Origin of the sequence: Nocardioides silvaticus, assembly GCF_003160695.1 — a bacterium.
In the GTDB taxonomy this organism is placed as follows: domain Bacteria; phylum Actinomycetota; class Actinomycetes; order Propionibacteriales; family Nocardioidaceae; genus Nocardioides; species Nocardioides silvaticus.
The window spans coordinates 71154-89282 of record NZ_QGDD01000008.1 but is presented as its reverse complement, the minus strand read 5'-3'; the positions used below and the strand labels follow the sequence as shown (position 1 = coordinate 89282).

The window sequence follows — 18129 nt, the reverse complement described above, 5'->3', positions numbered from 1 at the left end:
GGCGCCGCAGCCAGACCCATCCACGCCCCGCCGGCGCGACCCTCCCGCTTGACCTGGACCTCCCGGCCCCACCGCCCGGCGAGCACGACCGACCCCTCGGGGTGGGCGGGTCTCACCTGTCGTGCTCGCCGGTGGCCGGCCACGTGGCACATGACCAACCACATCCACCTCGTCGTGGAGCCGGGTGTGGCGCGGGCGTGGCCTGCCCACCCTGGCCGGTGCGGGGCGTGGGCCCCGGTGGGCGAGTCCGGGCCCCGCCGGCTTCGAAGGCGGTGTCCTGGTCCCGACGTGTAGGACCGGCGTTGCGAGAACGTCGGGCGGCCGGGCCCTGCTTGATCTGGCCGGCGGAAAAGGCCCGGCTTTGAAGCCGACCGGGCCCCACGACCCGCTCCGGCCCGAACCGGGCAGGCCACGCCCGACACACACCGACCGGCGCAACTCACCAAGCCCGCGCAGCGTCAGATCAGCGGCAACCGCTTCTGCGACCGCGGCAGCTGCTCGTACCCCCGACGGACGGCGTTCTCCAGCGCCTCGGCCGGGAACGGCCACTCGGCGGCGGCCAGCGCCTCGTCGACCGGCACGCCGCGGGACGCGAGGTCGCGGACTGTCTCGGCCACCACGCCGATGTCGGCGCGCTGGTCCTGCACGAAGGCCTGGTCCACGACGGCGCCGTGGCCGGGAACGACGACCGTGGCGGAAGTGGTCAGGTTCAGCACCAGGTCCAGGGTGAGCGGCCAGTCGAGGGGGAAGGAGTCCTCGCCGTAGGCGGGCGGGCCGGACTGCTCGACGAGGTCGCCGGCGAGCACCACGTCGGCGTCGGGGACCCGGACGACCAGGTCGCCGCCCGTGTGCCCGCGGCCCGGGTGCACCAGCTCGACACCGCGGTCGCCGAGGTCGAGCACGGCGGCGGAGCTGAACGTGTGGTCGGCGGGGACGATCTCGGTGGCGAGGATGTCGGGGACGCGCGGGTCGTCGCGGTGGCGGGACTTCGCCTTCCACGCCTCGCCGCTCTCGATCGTCCGCGCGGCGGCCTCCTCGGTCGCGTGGATCGGCAGGCCGCCGTACTCCTGGCGGAAGGTGCCGTTGCCGAAGGTGTGGTCGAAGTGCTCGTGGGTGTTGACGACCGCGACCACCTCGCCGGCGCCGAGCGCGCGGATGTCGTCGATGACGTCACGCGCGAGCGGGCCTGAGGCGTAGGTGTCGACGACCGCGAGACCGCGCGACCCGCCGACCAGGCCGATGTTGAGGTCGATGAACTCGTAGTGGGCGACCCACACCCGGTCGGCGATCTCGGTGAACGGCATGCGGCGAACCTACGCCGTCAGCAGATCCCCGAATGGAGATGGTCCCGGAGCAGCTCGCCGAGCTCGGCGGCAGACGTGGCGGCGCGGCCGAACGCGAGCATGCGGCTGTGGGCACCGGTCAGGTCGACCCACTGCACCTCGACCCGGTCCGGGCGCAGGTCCGTGAGGTGGACGCCGCCGATGTCGCGCACCCGGGTCCCGGTGGTGCTGGAGACCGCCCGCCGGAGCTCGTCCTGGTGGCAGCGGTTGGCGTGCTCGGCCGAGCGCTGGAGGAAGCCGCGGTTGAGCCGGTGGGCGGGGGAGACGTACTCCGCGAGCGGCACCCGGTCCTGCGCCCGCTCCCCGGACGGGCGGGTCCGGGTCAGGAGCACGTAGTCGAGCTCGAGGCAGACCGTGTCGCGCACCCGGTCGCAGCACGGGCACTCCTCGCGGTCGGCCACCGCGAGCCGTCCGGCCAGGACGATCGACGCCGCGCGCGCCGCCGACCCGGGCCGGCCGAGGCCGCTGGTCAGGGTGAGGAGGGCGTTGCGGCCGTCGGCGGCCGCCTGCGCCAGCGGGGCGCCGGCGGGGCAGGCGAAGACCGGCCGGCCGTCGACGTCCCGCAGGTCGAGGCCGTCCTCGCCATCGACGTCGCCACCTTCGGCGGGGTCCTCGAGGAGGCCGGCCGTGACGTCGTCGACACCGTCGACGACCAGCCGGACGTCCGCCGGGCACGACAGGATGCTGCGGGCCACCGCGGCGAGGCGGGAAGCGGTCTGCTGGCTGTTGGCGACGGTCACGGGCACTCCTCGGGTTAGTTAGGCAAGCCTAACCTACTGCGAGACGCGGGCGACAGGCGGCAGCCGCCGGGTACGGCGTCCGCGACCTCGGCGGTATTCTTTTGGCACTCCGGGTATTCGAGTGCCAAGTCCGACGATCCGACCGCCGAAGGGAGGCGAGATGCAGGAGGACCGCAGGCTCGCTGTGCTCCGCGCGATCGTGGAGGACTACGTCGCCACCGAGGAGCCGGTCGGGTCCAAGGCGCTCGTCGAGCGGCACGGGCTCAACGTCTCACCGGCGACGATCCGCAACGACATGGCGGCGCTGGAGGACGAGGGCTACCTCGCCCAGCCGCACACCAGCGCGGGGCGGGTGCCGACCGACAAGGGCTACCGGCTCTTCGTCGACCGGCTGACCACCGTCAAGCCGATGAGCAGCGCCGAGCGGCGTGCCATCTCGACCTTCCTCGACGGCGCCGTCGACCTCGACGACGTGGTGCACCGGTCGGTGCGCGTGCTCTCCCAGCTCACCCGCCAGGTCGCGGTCGTGCAGTACCCCAGCCTCTCCCGCTCGACCGTGCGGCACGTCGAGATCGTCTCGCTGACGCCGACCCGTCTGCTGCTGGTGCTGATCCTCAGCAACGGCAGGGTCGAGCAGCGGCTCGTCGAGCACGACGCCGAGATCGCCGGGGAGGACCTGACCGCGCTGCGGTCGCGGGTCAACCGGGCCGCCACCGGCGAGCAGATCTCGCAGGCGGCGACCGCGCTCAACGCCGTCGTGGACGGCGACGAGCCCACGCCGCCGGCCATGGCTGCCGTCGTCGATGCCCTCGTCGAGGCGATGAGCGACCACCGCTCCGACGAACGGATCGCCGTCGGCGGCACCGCCAACCTCGCGCGGTTCGGGGACAACTTCGAGTCCGCGGTCCGCCCGCTCCTCGAGGCGCTCGAGGAGCAGGTCGTGCTGCTCAAGCTCCTCGGCGAGGCGACGAGCGGTGGCGCCGTCACCGTCCGCATCGGCGCCGAGGGACCCTACGAGGAGCTCTCCTCGACCAGCGTGGTCGCGACCGGCTACGGACCCGACGACGCCCTGTCGTCGCTCGGGATCGTCGGCCCGACCCGGATGGACTACCCGAGCACGATGGCGGCCGTCCGCGCGGTGGCCCGCTACGTGTCCCGGATCCTCGACGAGGGCTGATCGGCACCGCCGGCGACCGGACCACCCCGACCCACCACCAGACCAGCAAGGAACCACGTGAGCCAGGACCTGTACGACCTCCTCGGTGTCGCCCGCGACGCGGATGCCGACACCATCAAGAAGGCCTACCGGCGCCTCGCCCGACAGCTGCACCCCGACGTCAATCCCGACCCGGACGCCCAGGAGCAGTTCAAGCAGGTGTCGACGGCCTACGAGGTGCTGTCCGACCCCCAGAAGCGCGCGGCCTATGACCGCGGTGGGGACCCGTTCGGCGGCGGCTTCGGCGGCGGCCAGGGCGCCGGCTTCTCCTTCACCGACATCATGGACGCGTTCTTCGGCGGCGCGGCGGGCGGCGCCACCCGCGGTCCGCGCTCGCGGACCCGCCGCGGCCAGGACGCCCTCATCCGGCTCGAGGTCGACCTCGCCGAGGCGGCGTTCGGCGTCTCCCGCGAGCTCAAGGTCGACACCGCCATCCACTGCACGACCTGCGGGGGCAGTGGCGCCGCGCCGGGCAGCGAGCCGGTCACCTGCGAGACCTGCCACGGCCAGGGCGAGGTCGCCCACGTGCAGCGGTCGTTCCTCGGCGAGATCCGGACGCTGCGGCCGTGCCCGTCCTGTCGCGGCTTCGGCACCGTGATCCCCGACCCGTGCCGCGAGTGCGCGGGCGACGGGCGGGTCCGCTCGCGCCGTACCCTCACCGTCAAGATCCCCGCCGGTGTCGACACCGGCACCCGCGTGCAGCTCAGCGAGCAGGGCGAGGTCGGCCCCGGCGGTGGGCCGCCCGGCGACCTGTACGTCGAGATCCACGTCGCCCCGCACCCGACGTTCACGCGGCACGGCAACGACCTGCACTGCACGGTCTCGGTGCCGATGACGGCCGCGGCGCTCGGCACCGTCGTCACGCTGCCGACGCTGGAGGCCGACCTGGTCGACGCCGACGGAGCGGACGAGTCCGGCCTCGAGACCGGGTTCGAGCTCGACATCGCGCCGGGCACCCAGTCGGGAGCCGAGACCGTGATCCGCGGCCAGGGCGTGCCCGGGCTGCGCGGCGGTCGCGGCGACCTGGTCGTGACGGTCAGCGTGGAGACCCCGACCCGGATCGACCCGCGCCAGGAGGAGCTGCTGCGCGAGCTCGCGGCCATCCGCGGCGAGGAGCGGCCGGCGGCACAGGTGAAGGCGACCCAGAGGTCGATGTTCGGCCGGCTCCGCGACGCCTTCCAGGGTCACTGACCGGGCGAGGTCGACCGTGACGCTGCCCCAGCACCTGGTGCCCTCGCTGGCGGGCGTCACGACCGGGTCGACGGTGACCGTCGAGGGCGACGAGGCCCACCACGCGGTCGTCGTACGACGACTGCGCGTCGGCGAGCAGGTGACGCTGGCCGACGGCACGGGGTCGGTCGTGGTCGGCGAGGTCAGCGCGACCACGAAGCGGGCGTTCGACGTGACGGTGACAGCGGTGCGAGAGGTCGCCGAGCCGACGCCCGCGGTGACCGTGGTCCAGGCGCTGCCCAAGGGGGAGCGCGGCGAGCTCGCGGTCGAGGTGCTGACCGAGATCGGTGCGAGCCGGATCGTCCCCTGGGCCGCCGCGCGGAGCGTTGCGGTGTGGAAGGGCGAGCGGGCGGCGAAGTCGCACGCGAAGTGGCAGAGCACGGCCCGGGAGGCGGCCAAGCAGGCCCGTCGTGCATGGCATCCGGTCGTGCCACCCCTCGCCACGACGGCCGAGGTGGCCGGGCTGGTGCGGTCCGCGGACCTGGCGGTGGTGCTGCACGAGGAGGCGGCCGAGCCGCTCGGTGCGATCGCCGTCCCGGACGTCGGCGACATCCTGGTCGTGGTCGGACCGGAGGGCGGCCTCACCGAGGAGGAGGTCGGGTTGTTCGTGGCCGAGGGTGCGGTCGCCGTACGCCTGGGCGAGGAGGTGCTCCGCACCTCGACGGCCGGCGTCGCTGCGGTCGCGGCGTTGTTGTCGCGGACCGGCCGCTGGGGGGCGTGAAACCGGCGGTCACCGGGCGAGCAGCGCCTCCACCCGTGCGACCTCCTCGTCGAGCTCGGCCTGCTCGCGTTTGGTGAGGTCGCGGTGCAGCCGGTCGATCTCGACCTTGCCGTCCACCGGCCGCCAGATGCCAGCGAGCCGGCCGTCGGCGAAGAGCGTGTTGCCGATGCCGCCGTTGGTGCCCATCCACGACTTCCGAGCCTCGGGGTCGGTCACCCGGTCGCGGGCGGCGTGGGAGAGCCAGAGGTTGTCGTAGGTGCCCAGCAGCCGCACCGGCGCCGGTGCGTCCTCCTCGGCGACCGGCGCGCCCTCGACGTCGTAGAGCACCTTCCCGTCCTCGTCCTCGTGCTGCACCAGGTCGTCCATCCCCTTCAGCACCGGCACCAGCCGGGTGACGGCCGACCACGCCGTGACGTCGGCGGCGGTGGCCGGACCGAAGGCGCGCAGGTAGCGCCGCACCAGGTCCGGGACGTCCGGTTCACCCATCGGAAGTCCGGTCCAACGGTCGACGTAGTCGTAGACCACCCCGCCGGACTTCTTCCAGCAGCCGCGCGGCGGCAGCTGCGCCAGCGGCGCGATGCTGCGCGCAAGCTGGCCGAGCTGGGTGGCGGAGTAGGGGTACCGCTCCGCCAGCCGCAGCCCGATCTCCTTCTGGGGGAGCGGACCGTCGGCCAGCACCTCGCGGAGCGCGGCGACCGCCTCGGCCCGGTCGATCTCCCGGGCGTCGCCGATGCTCTGGCTGACGCGGATCTCCTGCTCGATCCGCGCCGCCACCCACGGGCGCAGCACGGCCGCGTCCTCGGGCGTCAGCAGGTGGATGGTGCCGCGCATGGTGAGCAACCGCACCAGGGCCCGCTCCTCCAGGAGCCGGCTGACCTCATGGGGGTCGAACTCGGTGAGCCGGGCGGCGAGCGAGAGGTACGGCGGCAGGTTCTCCTGGGCCTGGAGCCCGATCAGGTGCTCGGTCATCTGCACCGGGGTCATCGCGACCCGTTCGAGGAGGTGCTGGCGCAGCAGGAGGGTGCGGTTGAGGCGCTGCCGGGTCAGACGCATGCCGGGACAGTAGTGCGGCACTAGTGTTCGCACCATGGCGCTGCTCCGACTGCCGTCGCTGCACCGGGTGCCGGACGGGATCGAAGGACGCGATCCCGAGTTCATCCGGCGGGCCCTCCCGCGCCTGTGGCTGGCCTTCGAGCTCTACTTCCGCGCCGAGGTCGACGGCTTCGAGCACGTCCCCGACGAGCCGGTGCTGTTCGTCGGCAACCACAGCGGCGGCGCGAGCGTGCCGGACACCTGGTTGTTCGTGCTGGCGCACAACACCTACTTCACCGTCGAGGGCCGGCCCCTGATCGGGTTGGCGCACCGGATCATCACCGACATGCCGCTCCTCGGCGACTTCGCCCGCAAGTTCGGCATGGTCAAGGCCGGCCCGCACCGCGCCCGGCAGATGCTCGCGCAGGGCGCCAACGTGCTCGTCTACCCCGGCGGCGACGTCGAGGCGCTGCGGCCGACCCGGGACCGCAACCGGATCGTGTTCGACGGTCGCAAGGGCTTCCTCAAGCTCGCCCACGAGACCGGCGTCAAGATCGTCCCCGTCGTCGCGACCGGCGGGCAGGAGACCGTCTACATCTTCAACGACGGCCGCCGCACGGCGCAGGTGCTGGGCTTCGACAAGTACCTCCGCATCAAGTCGGTGCCGATCACGCTCAGCTTCCCCTGGGGCTTCCTGCCGGGCGGGCTCCCGCACCTGCCGCTCCCGGCGAAGATCCGGATGCAGGTGCTGCCGCCGATCGACCTGCGGGAGAAGTACGGCGAGGACCCCGACTGGGACGAGGCCTACGAATTCGTGACCTCCACCATGCAGGTCGCGCTGTCGTCGCTGGCCGCACGCACGACCCTCCCGGTGCTGGGCTGAGGGCGCGCTGATGACCACCACCGCGACCAGGTCGATCGTCGTACGACGTCCGTTCGACGTGGTCGCGAAGGTCGCGACCGACCCTGGCGTGCTGCTGCCGCTCGTCGCGGGGCTCGGCCGGTTCGAGTTCATCGCCGCCGACGACGACGGCACCGAGGAGTGGGACATGTTCCTCGACATCGGCGCCGTCCATGTCGGCGGGCGCGTGCACGTCGAGCCGGCCACCCCGCGGTTGTCGTGGCACTCGGTGCGCGGCACCCGCCACGCGATGGAGGTCGAGGTGACCGAGCACCCCGACGGGGCCCGGGTCACGATGTCGATGACCGTGCGGCTCGGCGGGCTGGTGCTCGGCCGGATGGCCGAGGTGCTGGCGCGCGGCATCGCCGGGCGGCACCTGGTGGCCGGGCTGGAGCAGGTGCGCCACCACCTCGAGTTCGGCGGCGGGGACGACGGGACCTCGTTGCCGGCCGCGCGTTAGGCAGTCATGCGCACCCGGATCGCGGCCGCCGTCTCCCTGGCCGCCGCCATCGTCCTCGTCGTCCCAGCCGGTCCCGCCGCCACGGTCGCCGCCGCCGAGCCTCCCGCGTACGACGAGTACGTCGCGCTCGGCGACTCCTGGTCCGCGGACGTGGTCTTCCTCGACCGCCACGGGCTGCCCGACGCCACCCACGTGCCGATCGACTGCGCCCAGTCGCACGTCAACTACCCGAAGCTGGTCGCCGCGGAGCTGGGCGTGGAGGTGCTGCGCGACGCCACCTGCGGCTCGGCCACGACCGACCACTTCACCGCACCGCAGTCGCTGCCGCTCGGCGGCAGCAACCCGCCGCAGTTCGACCGGCTGACGCCGACCACCGACCTGGTGACCGTCGGCATCGGAGGCAACGACGCCGGGTTCGCCGGCGCTGCGCTCGCGTGCATCAGCCTGCTGCCCGTCGAGACGATCCCGATGGACCTGCTGCCGCTGCCGGAGCTCCCGGTGCCGCTGATCTCCACCTCCACCTTGCCCGTGGGCGGCTGCAAGAAGTACTTCACCGCCGGTGGCGTCGACCGGCTCGCCGTGGCCATCGAGGAGTCCGAGGTCAAGCTGGTGCAGGCGTTCCTTGCGATCCGCCGGATCTCACCGGAGGCCAGGATCCTTGCGGTGAACTACCTGGCCGCCGTCCCGAAGCGGGGCTGCTGGCCGCTGGTGCCGGTGACCGACAAGGACATGGCCTACCTCTACGAGACGTTCCAGAAGCTCAATGCGATGGTGGCGCGTGCCGCGCGGCGCGGTGGCGCCGAGCTGGTCGACACCTACACGCCCACCGTCGGCCACGACATGTGCAAGGGCCCGCGAGTGCGGTACGCCGAGGCGCTCGGCCTGTCGGTCAACGACCCGGCGATCGGCGTGCCCGCCCACCCGAACGCCGCCGGTGCGCGGGCGCAGGCCGAGGCGGTGCTGGAGCACCTCCAGCATGCGGTCGTCGAGTAGTCCGAGCCGCCCGGCGAGGACGTAGCGAGACGCCGACTACTCCACGACGATCGTCTTGGTGTCCTCGGTCGGCCCGAACCCCTCGCCGTCGGAGGGGTCGTCGGTCATCGCCACGAACGTGTAGGTGCCGGGCGCGAGGCCGCTGACGTCGACCTCGGACTCCCACGGCCAGAGGTGGTCGATCCAGCCCTCGGCGGTCGCGAAGCCCTCGACGACGACCTTGCCGGACTCGTCGCGGACCTGCCACGGCACCGTGGCCTCGAAGGAGCTCGCGGCGCCGCTGGCGGTGAACGACCCGCTCACGGTCTCGCCCTCGGCCGGAGCCGTCACGTTGACCAGGCCGCGGGTCGAGAGCTCGTCGGCCTTGCCGACCTCGGTCGCGTCGACGCCGAAGAGCGTGCCGGCGGGCTCGACGACCACCGGCGCCTCCTCGCCCTGGACGCCTTGGAGCGTGTAGACGAGCTGCTGGACCGCCAGCTCGGCGTCAGCCTTGGTCATCCCGGACGCCCGGCTGCTCCAAGCGTCGTCGGCCGTGGTGACCACGAACCGGCCGCCGTCGTACTCGATGCTCTCGAAGGTCCCGCCCGGGAACAACGTCCGGTAGTCCGGGTCGGCGGTGTCGCCGGCCGTCATCACCGCGACCGCCTCCTCGAGCGGGTTGTCGTCCTCGACCGCTCGCAGCTCGGAGAACAGGCGCGGCCCCTGGGGCGAGTCGGCGACGAAGAAGATCGGCACCGTGACCGTCGAGGCCGCGGTCGTCCCGCTCTCGGTGGGCTCCTCGGTGACGGTCGCGGTCGGCTCCGTCGGGCTGCTCGCGTCGGAGGTCTCGGCCGCGGGGGACGACGCGGGGTCGTCGGCGGTCGTCGGCTCCTTCTCGTCGTCCCCGCAGCCCGACAGGACGAGGGCGGTGAGAGCCGCGGTCAGGGCGAGGGGGAGGGCGTGACGCTTCATGGTTCCGATCCTCTCGGTGGTGGACGGTCAGCGGACGGTGATGGTCCGCGTGTCGGTGAATTCCTCGGGCCGGTCGGACGTCTGCCCCGTGTCGACGACCGACGCCTCGAGCACGTAGTCGCCGGGAGGGAGGTCGCCGACGTCGATCGGGCGGGTCTCCCACCCGGGGGCGCCGAGGGTGGCGCGGGCGTCGGGGCCGGTGATGTCCACGGGCGTGGTGGTTCCTTCGCGGACGACCGCGCCGTCGGTCTGCCGCAGCGTCCAGGTGACGTCGCGGACGTAGGTGGCCATCGTGCCGTTGGCGACGAAGGTGTCCTCCTCGACGGCCAGCTCCTCGCCGGGGTCGGTGATGTTGACCGGGGTCAGGAGGCTGAACGACGTGTCGCGCCGGACCTGCGCGCCGACCGGCAGGCCGAGCACCTCCCGGGCCGGGCGGCCGTCCCGCTCGAACGACACCGGCAGCGCCTTCCCGATCGCGGCCTCGGCCGTGTAGACGGCCTGCTGCACGCCGAGGTACGCAGCGGGGGACCGGGGCGCCTCGAGCGCCTCCTCCGAGCCGAGCCCGACGACGATCCGGTCCTCCTCGACGATGACCGAGGCGAAGGCGTCCGCCGGCCACAGGGTCTCGTAGTCGGGATCCGTGGCGCCCAGGCTCAGCCGCTGCAGGGCGAGCAGTGCCAGCTCGGCGGGGTCCGCGGTCTGCCCGACCGCCTGGAACTCACGGAACAGCCGCGGGCCGGTGGGGGTGGGTGCGACGAAGTAGACCCCGGCTGCGCGGGTGATCGGCTCCTCCGACGGACCCGGTGCGGGCGGTGCGGACGCGACCGGCGCCTGGTCGGGGTCGTCGGTCTCGTCGGTGAGGCCGCCGACGACGAACGTCGCGGCGACGACGGTGGCGCCGACCGCTCCGGCGCCCACGAGGACCGGCAGCCAGCGCCGGCCGGTGGCCGTACGGCGGACGCGGGTGCGCCGTCGTACGTCCGCGAGCCGGTCGCGAGGGTCGACGTCGGCGACGGCGTCGCGGAGCAGCGCGCGCAGGGTCTCGTCGTCGTGGCTGTCGTTCATGGTTCCGACCTCAGGTCCGGGCCGAGCCCCGCCAGGATCGGGCGCAGACTGGCGGCGCCGCGCGAGGCATGGCTCTTCACCGCGCCCCGGCTGATCCCGAGGGTCTCGGCGATCTCCGCCTCGGAAAGGTCCAGGTAGTAGCGCAGCGCGAGCACCTCGCGCTGCCGCCGGGGCAGCTGCTGCAGTGCGTCGAGCACCAGCTGTCGCCGGGCGTCCCCGAGCACCTTCTGGTCGGCGGCGGGCGCCGGGTCCGGTCCCTGCTGGCGGGCGAGGTAGCGCCCGACCACCCCGCGGTGGCGCAGCGCCGAGCGGGAGCGGTTGACCACCGCCTGGCGTAGGTAGGCGAGTGCCTTGTCGCGCTCGGTCAGCCGGTCCCACTTCTGGTGCACGGCGACCAGCGCGTCCTGCACGATCTCCTCCGCGGTGCCCTGGTCGCGCACGAGCAGCACCGAGAGCCGGACCAGCTGGTCCCAGTGCGCGAGGTAGAGCGCCTCGACGCCGGCGTCGGCGTCGGCAGGCAACCCCGGGCGGGCCTCGGTCACGCCGAGGCTCCACGCCGGGGCCGGCGCGATCGTGGGGAGCGCTGCATAGCTGGTCACGCTAGTTCCACGCGCGAGCCCACGACCGGGTTGACGTCGGCGCGCCCCCTCTTGAAATAGGGTGCCGTGGGATGGTGGGCACGTGACCTCTCCCACGGACCCCACCCCGTTCGACCCCGAGTGCCTGTTCTGCAAGATCGTGACCGGCGACGTGCCGGCGACGATCGTGCACGAGTCGGAGACGACCGTCGCGTTCCGTGACCTGAACCCGCAGGCCCCCACCCACGTGCTCGTCATCCCGCGCAGCCACTTCGCCAACGCCGCCGACCTGGCCGTGGGCGAGCCGGCCACGGCGGCCGACCTGTTCGACGCGGCCCGCGAGATCGCCGTCCAGGAGGGCATCGACGGACCCGACGCCGGCTATCGGATGGTGTTCAACACCGGTCCGGCCGCGCACCAGACGGTCTTCCACGCCCACCTGCACGTGCTGGGCGGCCGGTCGATGACCTGGCCGCCGGGCTGAGCACCCTAGAGCGCCTGGAACAGCCGCATCACGGCGAACAGCACCGGCAGGCCGAACACGACCAGCAGGAACCACGCGGTGAACCGGTGGTAGGCCTTCGCGCCGTCGAGCGACCCGGCGAAGTCCAGCAGCGCACCGTCGGGGACGTGGTGGGTCAGCCCGAGCCTGCGGGCGTCCTCGGGCAGGTGGTTGCCGGGGAACCAGTCGGGCTCGGTCTCGGGTGCGACGTCGACGGTCTCGTCGTCGTACTCGTCCCCGCGCATGCGCCCACGGTACGCGTCGGCAGGGCGCGGCGCCGGATTAAACGGGGTCGGTCCCTGCGTTGATCCGAAGTAGCATGTTTGTCCACTCACCGATGCCGCACCAGGAAGGCCGCCCCTCCGGGCAAGGATGACCAACTCACCCACGCACCAGACCCGTCACACCGTCGTGGTGCCCAACAGCATCGACATGGTCAGCCTGCTCGGCCCCGGGGACGAGCACCTCGGCCTGATCGAGCGCGGTTTCGGCTGCGAGATCCACGTCCGCGGCAACCGGATCACCCTCCACGGTGACCCGGGCGAGGTCGCGCTCGCAGAGCGCCTGCTCGACGAGCTGGTGGCGATCCTGCGCACCGGTCAGGGCGTCACGCCCGAGACCGTCGAGCGCGTCGCAAGCATGCTCCGAACCGAGACGACCGAGCGCCCGGCCGACGTGCTGTCGATGAACATCCTCAGCAACCGCGGCCGCTCGATCCGCCCGAAGACGCTCAACCAGAAGCGGTACGTCGAGGCGATCGACAAGCACACGATCACCTTCGGCATCGGCCCAGCCGGCACCGGCAAGACCTACCTGGCGATGGCGAAGGCCGTGCAGGCGCTGCAGTCCAAGCAGGTCAACCGGATCATCCTGTCGCGGCCCGCGGTCGAGGCGGGGGAGAAGCTCGGCTTCCTGCCGGGCACGCTCAGCGAGAAGATCGACCCCTACCTGCGGCCGCTCTACGACGCGCTCCACGACATGATCGACCCCGAGTCGATCCCGAAGCTGCTGGCCGCCGGCACCATCGAGGTCGCGCCGCTGGCCTACCTGCGCGGCCGGTCGCTCAACGACTCCTTCATCGTGCTCGACGAGGCGCAGAACACCACGCCCGAGCAGATGAAGATGTTCCTCACCCGGCTCGGCTTCGGCTCGAAGATCGTCGTCACCGGCGACGTGACCCAGGTGGACCTGCCGTCCGGCACCACCTCGGGCCTGCGGATCGTCGAGGGCATCCTCGACGGCGTGGAGGACCTGACCTTCGTGCGGCTCACCGCCCACGACGTCGTGCGGCACAAGCTCGTCGGCCGGATCGTCGCGGCCTACGACGAGTACGACGCCCGCGTCGAGCAGTCCGCCCCCGTGGCGAGGCCCCAGCGCCCCCATGGATGATTCCCTCGTGAGCATCGAGGTCCTCGACGAGTCCGGCACGGGCGTCGACGTCAAGCAGCTCGCGCGGCTCAGCCGGTTCGTGATGGACCGGATGCGGGTGCACCCGCTCGCCGAGCTCTGCATCAAGGCCGTCGACGAGGACACCATCGCGCAGCTCAACGCGCAGTGGATGGAGAAGGAGGGCCCGACCGACGTCCTGGCCTTCCCGATGGACGAGCTGCGGCCCGGCCTGGTGACCGAGGAGCCCGAGGAGGGCGTCCTCGGTGACCTGGTGCTCTGCCCGACCGTCGCCGAGCGGCAGGGCGAGGCGGCCGGCCACGGCACCGTCGCCGAGCTGGAGCTGCTGACGGTGCACGGCATCCTCCACCTGCTCGGCTACGACCACGCTGAGCCCGAGGAGCACAAGGAGATGTTCGGCCTGCAGGACCGCCTGCTGGCCGAGTGGCGCGATGCCGAGCGGTGACTTCTGGTTGCTCGTCACCGCGGCGGTCCTCGTCGTGATGGCGGGGCTCTTCGCTGCCGCTGAAGCCGCGCTGGGCGGGTTCTCCCGGGCCCGGGCCGGCGAGCTGGAGGGCGAGGAGAAGGCCGGCGCGCAGCGGCTGGTGGTGGTGCTCGACGACGCGCCGCCCTACCTCAACACGGCGCTGTTCGTCCGCATGCTCTGCGAGATCGCGGCCATCGTCCTCGTCGCCGTGCTGGTGACCGAGTACGTCGACCGGTCCTACTGGGCCCAGGTCGGCATCGCGACCGGCGCCATGCTCGTCGTCTCGTTCGTCGTGGTCGGCGTCGCCCCCCGCACCCTCGGCCGGCAGCACGCGGACACCGTCGCGCTCTGGTCGGCCTGGCCGCTGTGGGCGCTCACCCGGATCCTCGGCCCGTTCCCCAAGCTGCTGATCATGATCGGCAACGCGATCACCCCGGGCCGCGGCTTCCGCGAAGGTCCGTTCTCGACCGAGACCGAGCTGCGCGAGCTGGTCGACATCGCCGAGGCGTCCGCGGTCATCGAGTCCGACGAGCGCAAGATGATCCACTCGGTGTTCGAGCTCGGCGACACCACGGTCCGCGAGGTGATGGTGCCGCGCGGCGACGTGGTCTACATCGAGACCTACAAGAACCTGCGGCAGACGCTCTCGCTGTTCTTGCGCTCGGGCTTCTCCCGGGTGCCGGTGATCGGTGAGAACCTCGACGACGTGCGCGGCTTCGCCTACCTCAAGGACGTCGTCCGCCGTGACTTCGAGGCGCCCGACGTGGAGCTGACCCAGCGGGTCGAGGAGATCATGCGCCCGGTCGTGTGGGTGCCCGACTCCAAGCCGGTCGACGACCTGATGCGCGAGATGCAGGCGGGGCGCCAGCACATCGCGGTCGTCGTCGACGAGTACGGCGGCACCGCCGGACTCATCACCATCGAGGACCTGCTCGAGGAGATCGTCGGTGAGATCACCGACGAGTACGACGAGGAAGAGGTCCTCGTCGAGCACCTCGGGGACGGCGAGGTGCGGGTGTCCTCGCGCTACCCGATCGACGACCTCGACGAGCTCTTCGGCTTCGACGTCGACGAGGAGGACGTCGACTCGATCGGCGGGCTGATGGCCAAGCACCTCGGCAAGGTCCCGATCCCGGGCTCGGCCGTGGAGTGCCACGGCCTGCGGTTCGAGGCCGAGGAGGCAGCCGGGCGGCGCAACAAGGTCGGCACGGTCCGGATCCGCAGGCTGGCGCCGGTCGAGCTCGACGATAATCACTCGCATGCCTGAGCTCCCTGACCTGACAGCCGAGGACAAGAAGCTGGTCACCCTCGCGCGCGCCACCCGCGCGCGCATCGGTGCGGCCGAGGGTGCGGCCGCCCGCGACACCGACGGGCGTACCTACGCCGCGGCCACGGTCGCGCTCCCGTCGTTGCAGCTCAGCGCCGTCGCGGCCTGCGTCGCGATGGCGGTCGCCTCCGGCTCCACCGGGGTGGACGCGGTCGTCGTGCTGGGGGAGTCCGGCGGGTTGGGCGACTCCGACCGGGCGGTCCTGGGCGACTTCGCCGGCGCCTCCGGGGTGCTGGTCCACGTGGGCGACCCGCGCGGGACGATCGCCGACACGCTCGCGCTCTGAACGCCCTGCCGAGGTGATGGCGGCCCGCCCCGGGTGAGGGGCGGGCCCGCCGCAGTGCCACCCTGCCCGGAGATCACAGCCTCGCCGGCGAGCAGGAACGCCACGCTGGCCGGGCCCCCGGGGGTGGGGCTCACGGGAAGCGATCTTGGCACGGTCCGATCGCGGTGACAGCCGAACCGGGCAAACTTTTCCACTTGCCCGTCCCCCTGCGGTGCGGGGTAGTTTCGTCGCGTGGCTGACCGTGCCTGGGACCAACACCGGCGGGCCGTCGAACGGCTCGGGAGCTCCTACCGTGCCATCCCGCCCGGCGAACCGGTGCGGCTGGCGAAGCAGACGACGAACCTGTTCCGCGCCCGGGCCGCGAGCTCGGCACCCGGCCTCGACGTCAGCGGACTGACCGGCGTCATCGAGGTCGACCCGCACCCCGCCGAGGGGCCGCCCGTCGCCGAGGTGCAGGGCATGTGCACCTACGAGGACCTGGTCGACGCCACCCTGCCCTACGGGCTGATCCCGCTCGTCGTGCCGCAGCTGCGCACGATCACGCTCGGTGGCGCGGTCACCGGTCTCGGCATCGAGTCCACCAGCTTCCGCAACGGCCTCCCGCACGAGTCGGTGCTCGAGATGGACGTCTTCACCGGGGCGGGCGAGGTGGTGACGGTGCGTCCGGGCGACGAGCTGTTCGACGCCTTCCCGAACTCCTACGGCAGCCTGGGCTACGCCACCCGGCTGCGCATCGAGCTCGAGCCGGTACCGCCGTACGTCGCGCTCCGGCACGTCCGCTTCGACGACCCCGGCCTGCTCGCCAAGACGATCGAGGAGATCACCCGCTCGGGCGAGCACGAGGGCGCACGCGTCGACGGGCTCGACGGCGTCGCGTTCGCGCCGGGGGAGTACTACCTGACCCTTGCGCGGTGGACCGACCGTGCGGGCGAGGTCAGCGACTACACCGGCCAGCAGGTCTACTACCGGTCGATCCAGCAGCGGGACAGCGACCTGCTGACGATCTACGACTACCTGTGGCGGTGGGACACCGACTGGTTCTGGTGCTCGGGCGCGTTCGGCGCGCAGCACCCGGTGCTCCGGCGGCTGTGGCCCGCGAGCAAGCGCCGCTCCGACGTCTACATGCGGCTGCTCGGGCTGGACCGCAAGCTCGGGATCGCCGACCGGCTCGACCGCCGTGCCGGCCGGCCGCTGCGCGAGCGGGTGGTGCAGGACATCGAGGTGCCGGCCGACCGGCTGCCGGAGTTCCTCGACTGGTTCGACGCCGAGATCGGCATGCGACCGGTGTGGCTGTGCCCGCTGGTCTCGAGGGGCTCGACCGGCGGCCGAGGCTGGACCGCCTACCCGCTCGAGCCCGGCGCGACGTACGTCAACGTCGGCTTCTGGGGCACTGTCCACGTCGGCCCCGACGCCGTGAACGCCCCGCGCAACCGGGCGATCGAGGCCAAGGTCCATGACCTCGGCGGCCACAAGAGCCTCTACTCCGAGGCGTTCTACGACCCCGAGACCTTCGACCGGCTCTACAACGGCCCGGCACTCGCCGCGGTGAAGCGGCGGCACGACCCCGACGACAGGTTGACCACTCTCTACGACAAGGCTGTGAGGAGCCGCTGATGACACAGTCCACGACCGCCCGGAAGCTCTCCATCGCGGAGGCTTTCGACAGCCTGATGCGGGAGCCGCTCCCGCTGCGGATCACCGCCTACGACGGCAGCGGCGCCGGACCCGAGGACGCGCCGTACCGCTTCCACATCGCGAGCGAGCGCGGCCTCAGCTACCTGATGAGCTCGCCCGACCCCGACCTCGCGATGGCTCGCGCGTACGTGTCGGGCGACCTCCAGCTGTTCGGGACCCACCCCGGCGACCCCTACGAGGCGCTCGTGGTGCTCAAGGACGGCATCAAGTTCCGTCGGCCCAGCCCGTCGGAGCTGGTCACGCTGGTGCGGTCGCTCGGCGTCAGCCACCTGGTCCCGCCGACGCCGCCCGCTGAGGAGGCGCCCTCGCGCGTGCGCCGGATCTTCGAGGGCTTCCGGCACAGCCTGACCCGCGACGCCGAGGCGATCCACCACCACTACGACGTCTCCAACCGGTTCTACGAGATGGTCCTCGGGCCCTCGATGACCTACACCTGCGCGGTCTTCCCCCATGAGACCGCCACCCTCGAGGAGGCGCAGACCACCAAGTACGACCTGGTCGCCCGCAAGCTCGACCTGAAGCCCGGCCAGCGGCTGCTCGACCTCGGCTGCGGCTGGGGCGGCATGGTGCGTCATGCGGCGAAGGAGTACGGCGTCAAGGCGCTCGGGGTGACCCTATCCCAGCAGCAGGCCGAGTGGGCGCAGGAGGAGATCAAGCGGCAGGGCCTGGACGACCTCGCCGAGGTCCGCCACCTGGACTACCGGCTGGTCGAGGAGGGCGATTTCGACGCCGTGAGCTCGATCGGGCTCACCGAGCACATCGGCGTGCGCAACTACCCGTCGTACTTCACGTTCATCAAGGACAAGCTCAAGCCCGAGGCGCGGCTGCTCAACCACTGCATCACCCGGGCCAGCAGCCACCAGAGCCACAAGCCCGGCGAGTTCATCGACCGCTACGTGTTCCCCGACGGCGAGCTCGCTGCCCCGGGGCGGTTGGTGAGCGCGGTGCACGACGTCGGTCTCGAGGTGCACGACGTCGAGAACCTGCGCCTCCACTACGCGCGGACCCTCGCCGGGTGGTGCGCGAACCTGGAGGCCAACTGGGACGCCTGCGTGGCCGAGGTCGGCGAGAACACCTGCCGGGTGTGGGGCCTCTACATGGCCGCGTCGCGGCTGTCGTTCGAGCGCAACGAGATCCAGCTGCACCACATCCTGGCGGCCAGGCTCGGCGACGACGGCGGCAACGGGTTCCCGCTGAGGCCGACCTGGTAGGGCAC

Annotated in this window: 20 protein-coding genes; 13 read left to right on the top strand and 7 right to left on the bottom strand. The window is 72.3% G+C overall.

Annotation, left to right across the window (positions count from 1 at the left end):
* Positions 1 to 458 precede the first annotated feature (458 nt).
* Positions 459 to 1304 (bottom strand): MBL fold metallo-hydrolase, encoded by an 846-nt coding sequence (locus DJ010_RS16750; RefSeq protein WP_109695867.1) that lies wholly within the window; start codon positions 1302 to 1304, stop codon positions 459 to 461.
* A gap of 17 nt (positions 1305 to 1321) precedes the next feature.
* On the bottom strand, positions 1322 to 2083 hold the full coding sequence (locus DJ010_RS16745) for a hypothetical protein (RefSeq protein ID WP_109695865.1): 762 nt from the start codon (positions 2081 to 2083) through the stop codon (positions 1322 to 1324).
* Between the two features lie 160 nt (positions 2084 to 2243).
* Here DJ010_RS16745 and hrcA point away from each other — a divergent pair, with 160 nt between their 5' ends.
* From hrcA to DJ010_RS16730, 3 genes are read left to right on the top strand one after another with little or no spacing between them, the layout of a single operon-like run.
* Positions 2244 to 3260, top strand: coding sequence for a heat-inducible transcriptional repressor HrcA (gene hrcA, locus DJ010_RS16740; RefSeq protein WP_109695863.1), 1017 nt, complete (start codon positions 2244 to 2246; stop codon positions 3258 to 3260).
* A 57-nt stretch (positions 3261 to 3317) separates the two neighbouring features.
* Complete coding sequence (gene dnaJ, locus DJ010_RS16735; RefSeq protein ID WP_109695861.1) at positions 3318 to 4490, top strand: molecular chaperone DnaJ; 1173 nt, start codon at positions 3318 to 3320, stop codon at positions 4488 to 4490.
* A gap of 16 nt (positions 4491 to 4506) precedes the next feature.
* Positions 4507 to 5250 carry a 16S rRNA (uracil(1498)-N(3))-methyltransferase gene (locus DJ010_RS16730; RefSeq protein ID WP_109695860.1) on the top strand — a complete coding sequence of 248 codons (744 nt, stop codon included), beginning with the start codon at positions 4507 to 4509 and terminating at the stop codon, positions 5248 to 5250.
* A gap of 9 nt (positions 5251 to 5259) precedes the next feature.
* Here the strand turns inward: DJ010_RS16730 and DJ010_RS16725 are convergent, their stop codons facing one another.
* Positions 5260 to 6303, bottom strand: a complete 1044-nt coding sequence (locus DJ010_RS16725) for a winged helix DNA-binding domain-containing protein (RefSeq protein ID WP_158283044.1) — start codon at positions 6301 to 6303, stop codon at positions 5260 to 5262.
* Positions 6304 to 6337: 34 nt separating this feature from the next.
* Between DJ010_RS16725 and DJ010_RS16720 the strand changes: the two genes are divergently transcribed.
* The 3 genes from DJ010_RS16720 to DJ010_RS16710 are packed head-to-tail and all read left to right on the top strand — an operon-like array spanning position 6338 to position 8636.
* Positions 6338 to 7165 carry a 1-acyl-sn-glycerol-3-phosphate acyltransferase gene (locus tag DJ010_RS16720; RefSeq protein WP_109695856.1) on the top strand — a complete coding sequence of 276 codons (828 nt, stop codon included), beginning with the start codon at positions 6338 to 6340 and terminating at the stop codon, positions 7163 to 7165.
* A 10-nt stretch (positions 7166 to 7175) separates the two neighbouring features.
* Complete coding sequence (locus DJ010_RS16715) at positions 7176 to 7643, top strand: SRPBCC family protein (RefSeq protein ID WP_109695854.1); 468 nt, start codon at positions 7176 to 7178, stop codon at positions 7641 to 7643.
* A 6-nt stretch (positions 7644 to 7649) separates the two neighbouring features.
* Positions 7650 to 8636 (top strand): SGNH/GDSL hydrolase family protein, encoded by a 987-nt coding sequence (locus tag DJ010_RS16710; protein WP_109695852.1) that lies wholly within the window; start codon positions 7650 to 7652, stop codon positions 8634 to 8636.
* A gap of 36 nt (positions 8637 to 8672) precedes the next feature.
* Here DJ010_RS16710 and DJ010_RS16705 read toward each other — a convergent pair whose 3' ends face one another.
* The 3 genes from DJ010_RS16705 to DJ010_RS16695 are packed head-to-tail and all read right to left on the bottom strand — an operon-like array spanning position 8673 to position 11251.
* Positions 8673 to 9587 carry a Gmad2 immunoglobulin-like domain-containing protein gene (locus DJ010_RS16705; RefSeq protein WP_109695850.1) on the bottom strand — a complete coding sequence of 305 codons (915 nt, stop codon included), beginning with the start codon at positions 9585 to 9587 and terminating at the stop codon, positions 8673 to 8675.
* Positions 9588 to 9614: 27 nt separating this feature from the next.
* Complete coding sequence (locus tag DJ010_RS16700) at positions 9615 to 10652, bottom strand: GerMN domain-containing protein (RefSeq protein WP_109695848.1); 1038 nt, start codon at positions 10650 to 10652, stop codon at positions 9615 to 9617.
* Positions 10649 to 11251: a SigE family RNA polymerase sigma factor gene (locus DJ010_RS16695; RefSeq protein ID WP_245927633.1), complete on the bottom strand. Its 603-nt coding sequence runs from the start codon at positions 11249 to 11251 to the stop codon at positions 10649 to 10651. The genes DJ010_RS16700 and DJ010_RS16695 overlap by 4 nt, the downstream gene beginning before the upstream one ends.
* Positions 11252 to 11333: 82 nt before the next feature.
* On the opposite strand from DJ010_RS16695, the gene DJ010_RS16690 reads away from it, so the two are divergent.
* Entirely contained in the window at positions 11334 to 11714 is a 381-nt protein-coding gene (locus DJ010_RS16690; RefSeq protein ID WP_109695846.1) for a histidine triad nucleotide-binding protein, read from the top strand.
* A 5-nt stretch (positions 11715 to 11719) separates the two neighbouring features.
* On the opposite strand, the gene DJ010_RS16685 is transcribed toward DJ010_RS16690, so the two are convergent.
* The gene (locus tag DJ010_RS16685; protein ID WP_109695844.1) at positions 11720 to 11977 is read right to left on the bottom strand and encodes a hypothetical protein; all 258 of its coding nucleotides are present in this window, start codon (positions 11975 to 11977) and stop codon (positions 11720 to 11722) included.
* Between the two features lie 127 nt (positions 11978 to 12104).
* Between DJ010_RS16685 and DJ010_RS16680 the strand changes: the two genes are divergently transcribed.
* From DJ010_RS16680 to DJ010_RS16655, 6 genes are all read left to right on the top strand, one after another.
* Positions 12105 to 13121 carry a PhoH family protein gene (locus DJ010_RS16680; RefSeq protein WP_109695842.1) on the top strand — a complete coding sequence of 339 codons (1017 nt, stop codon included), beginning with the start codon at positions 12105 to 12107 and terminating at the stop codon, positions 13119 to 13121.
* 7 nt (positions 13122 to 13128) lie between these two features.
* Entirely contained in the window at positions 13129 to 13584 is a 456-nt protein-coding gene (ybeY, locus tag DJ010_RS16675) for an rRNA maturation RNase YbeY (RefSeq protein ID WP_109695839.1), read from the top strand.
* Complete coding sequence (locus DJ010_RS16670; protein ID WP_109695837.1) at positions 13571 to 14872, top strand: hemolysin family protein; 1302 nt, start codon at positions 13571 to 13573, stop codon at positions 14870 to 14872. The genes ybeY and DJ010_RS16670 overlap by 14 nt, the downstream gene beginning before the upstream one ends.
* The gene (locus DJ010_RS16665) at positions 14865 to 15218 is read left to right on the top strand and encodes a cytidine deaminase-like protein (protein WP_109695835.1); all 354 of its coding nucleotides are present in this window, start codon (positions 14865 to 14867) and stop codon (positions 15216 to 15218) included. Before DJ010_RS16670 ends, DJ010_RS16665 begins: the two co-directional genes overlap by 8 nt.
* 231 nt (positions 15219 to 15449) lie before the next feature.
* Positions 15450 to 16832, top strand: a complete 1383-nt coding sequence (locus DJ010_RS16660; RefSeq protein ID WP_109695833.1) for an FAD-binding oxidoreductase — start codon at positions 15450 to 15452, stop codon at positions 16830 to 16832.
* Positions 16832 to 18124, top strand: coding sequence for an SAM-dependent methyltransferase (locus DJ010_RS16655; protein WP_109695831.1), 1293 nt, complete (start codon positions 16832 to 16834; stop codon positions 18122 to 18124). Before DJ010_RS16660 ends, DJ010_RS16655 begins: the two co-directional genes overlap by 1 nt.
* The last annotated feature ends 5 nt before the right edge of the window (positions 18125 to 18129 follow it).

Bases quoted from the DNA above. Each gene is read 5' to 3' on its own strand.
- DJ010_RS16750 (WP_109695867.1), bottom strand. From the start codon at position 1,304: ATGCCGTTCACCGAGATCGCCGACCGGGTGTGGGTCGCCCACTACGAG.
- hrcA (WP_109695863.1), top strand. From the start codon at position 2,244: ATGCAGGAGGACCGCAGGCTCGCTGTGCTCCGCGCGATCGTGGAGGAC.
- DJ010_RS16725 (WP_158283044.1), bottom strand. From the start codon at position 6,303: ATGCGTCTGACCCGGCAGCGCCTCAACCGCACCCTCCTGCTGCGCCAG.
- DJ010_RS16720 (WP_109695856.1), top strand. From the start codon at position 6,338: ATGGCGCTGCTCCGACTGCCGTCGCTGCACCGGGTGCCGGACGGGATC.
- DJ010_RS16715 (WP_109695854.1), top strand. From the start codon at position 7,176: ATGACCACCACCGCGACCAGGTCGATCGTCGTACGACGTCCGTTCGAC.
- DJ010_RS16710 (WP_109695852.1), top strand. From the start codon at position 7,650: ATGCGCACCCGGATCGCGGCCGCCGTCTCCCTGGCCGCCGCCATCGTC.
- DJ010_RS16705 (WP_109695850.1), bottom strand. From the start codon at position 9,587: ATGAAGCGTCACGCCCTCCCCCTCGCCCTGACCGCGGCTCTCACCGCC.
- DJ010_RS16700 (WP_109695848.1), bottom strand. From the start codon at position 10,652: ATGAACGACAGCCACGACGACGAGACCCTGCGCGCGCTGCTCCGCGAC.
- DJ010_RS16685 (WP_109695844.1), bottom strand. From the start codon at position 11,977: ATGCGCGGGGACGAGTACGACGACGAGACCGTCGACGTCGCACCCGAG.
- DJ010_RS16680 (WP_109695842.1), top strand. From the start codon at position 12,105: ATGACCAACTCACCCACGCACCAGACCCGTCACACCGTCGTGGTGCCC.
- DJ010_RS16670 (WP_109695837.1), top strand. From the start codon at position 13,571: ATGCCGAGCGGTGACTTCTGGTTGCTCGTCACCGCGGCGGTCCTCGTC.
- DJ010_RS16665 (WP_109695835.1), top strand. From the start codon at position 14,865: ATGCCTGAGCTCCCTGACCTGACAGCCGAGGACAAGAAGCTGGTCACC.
- DJ010_RS16655 (WP_109695831.1), top strand. From the start codon at position 16,832: ATGACACAGTCCACGACCGCCCGGAAGCTCTCCATCGCGGAGGCTTTC.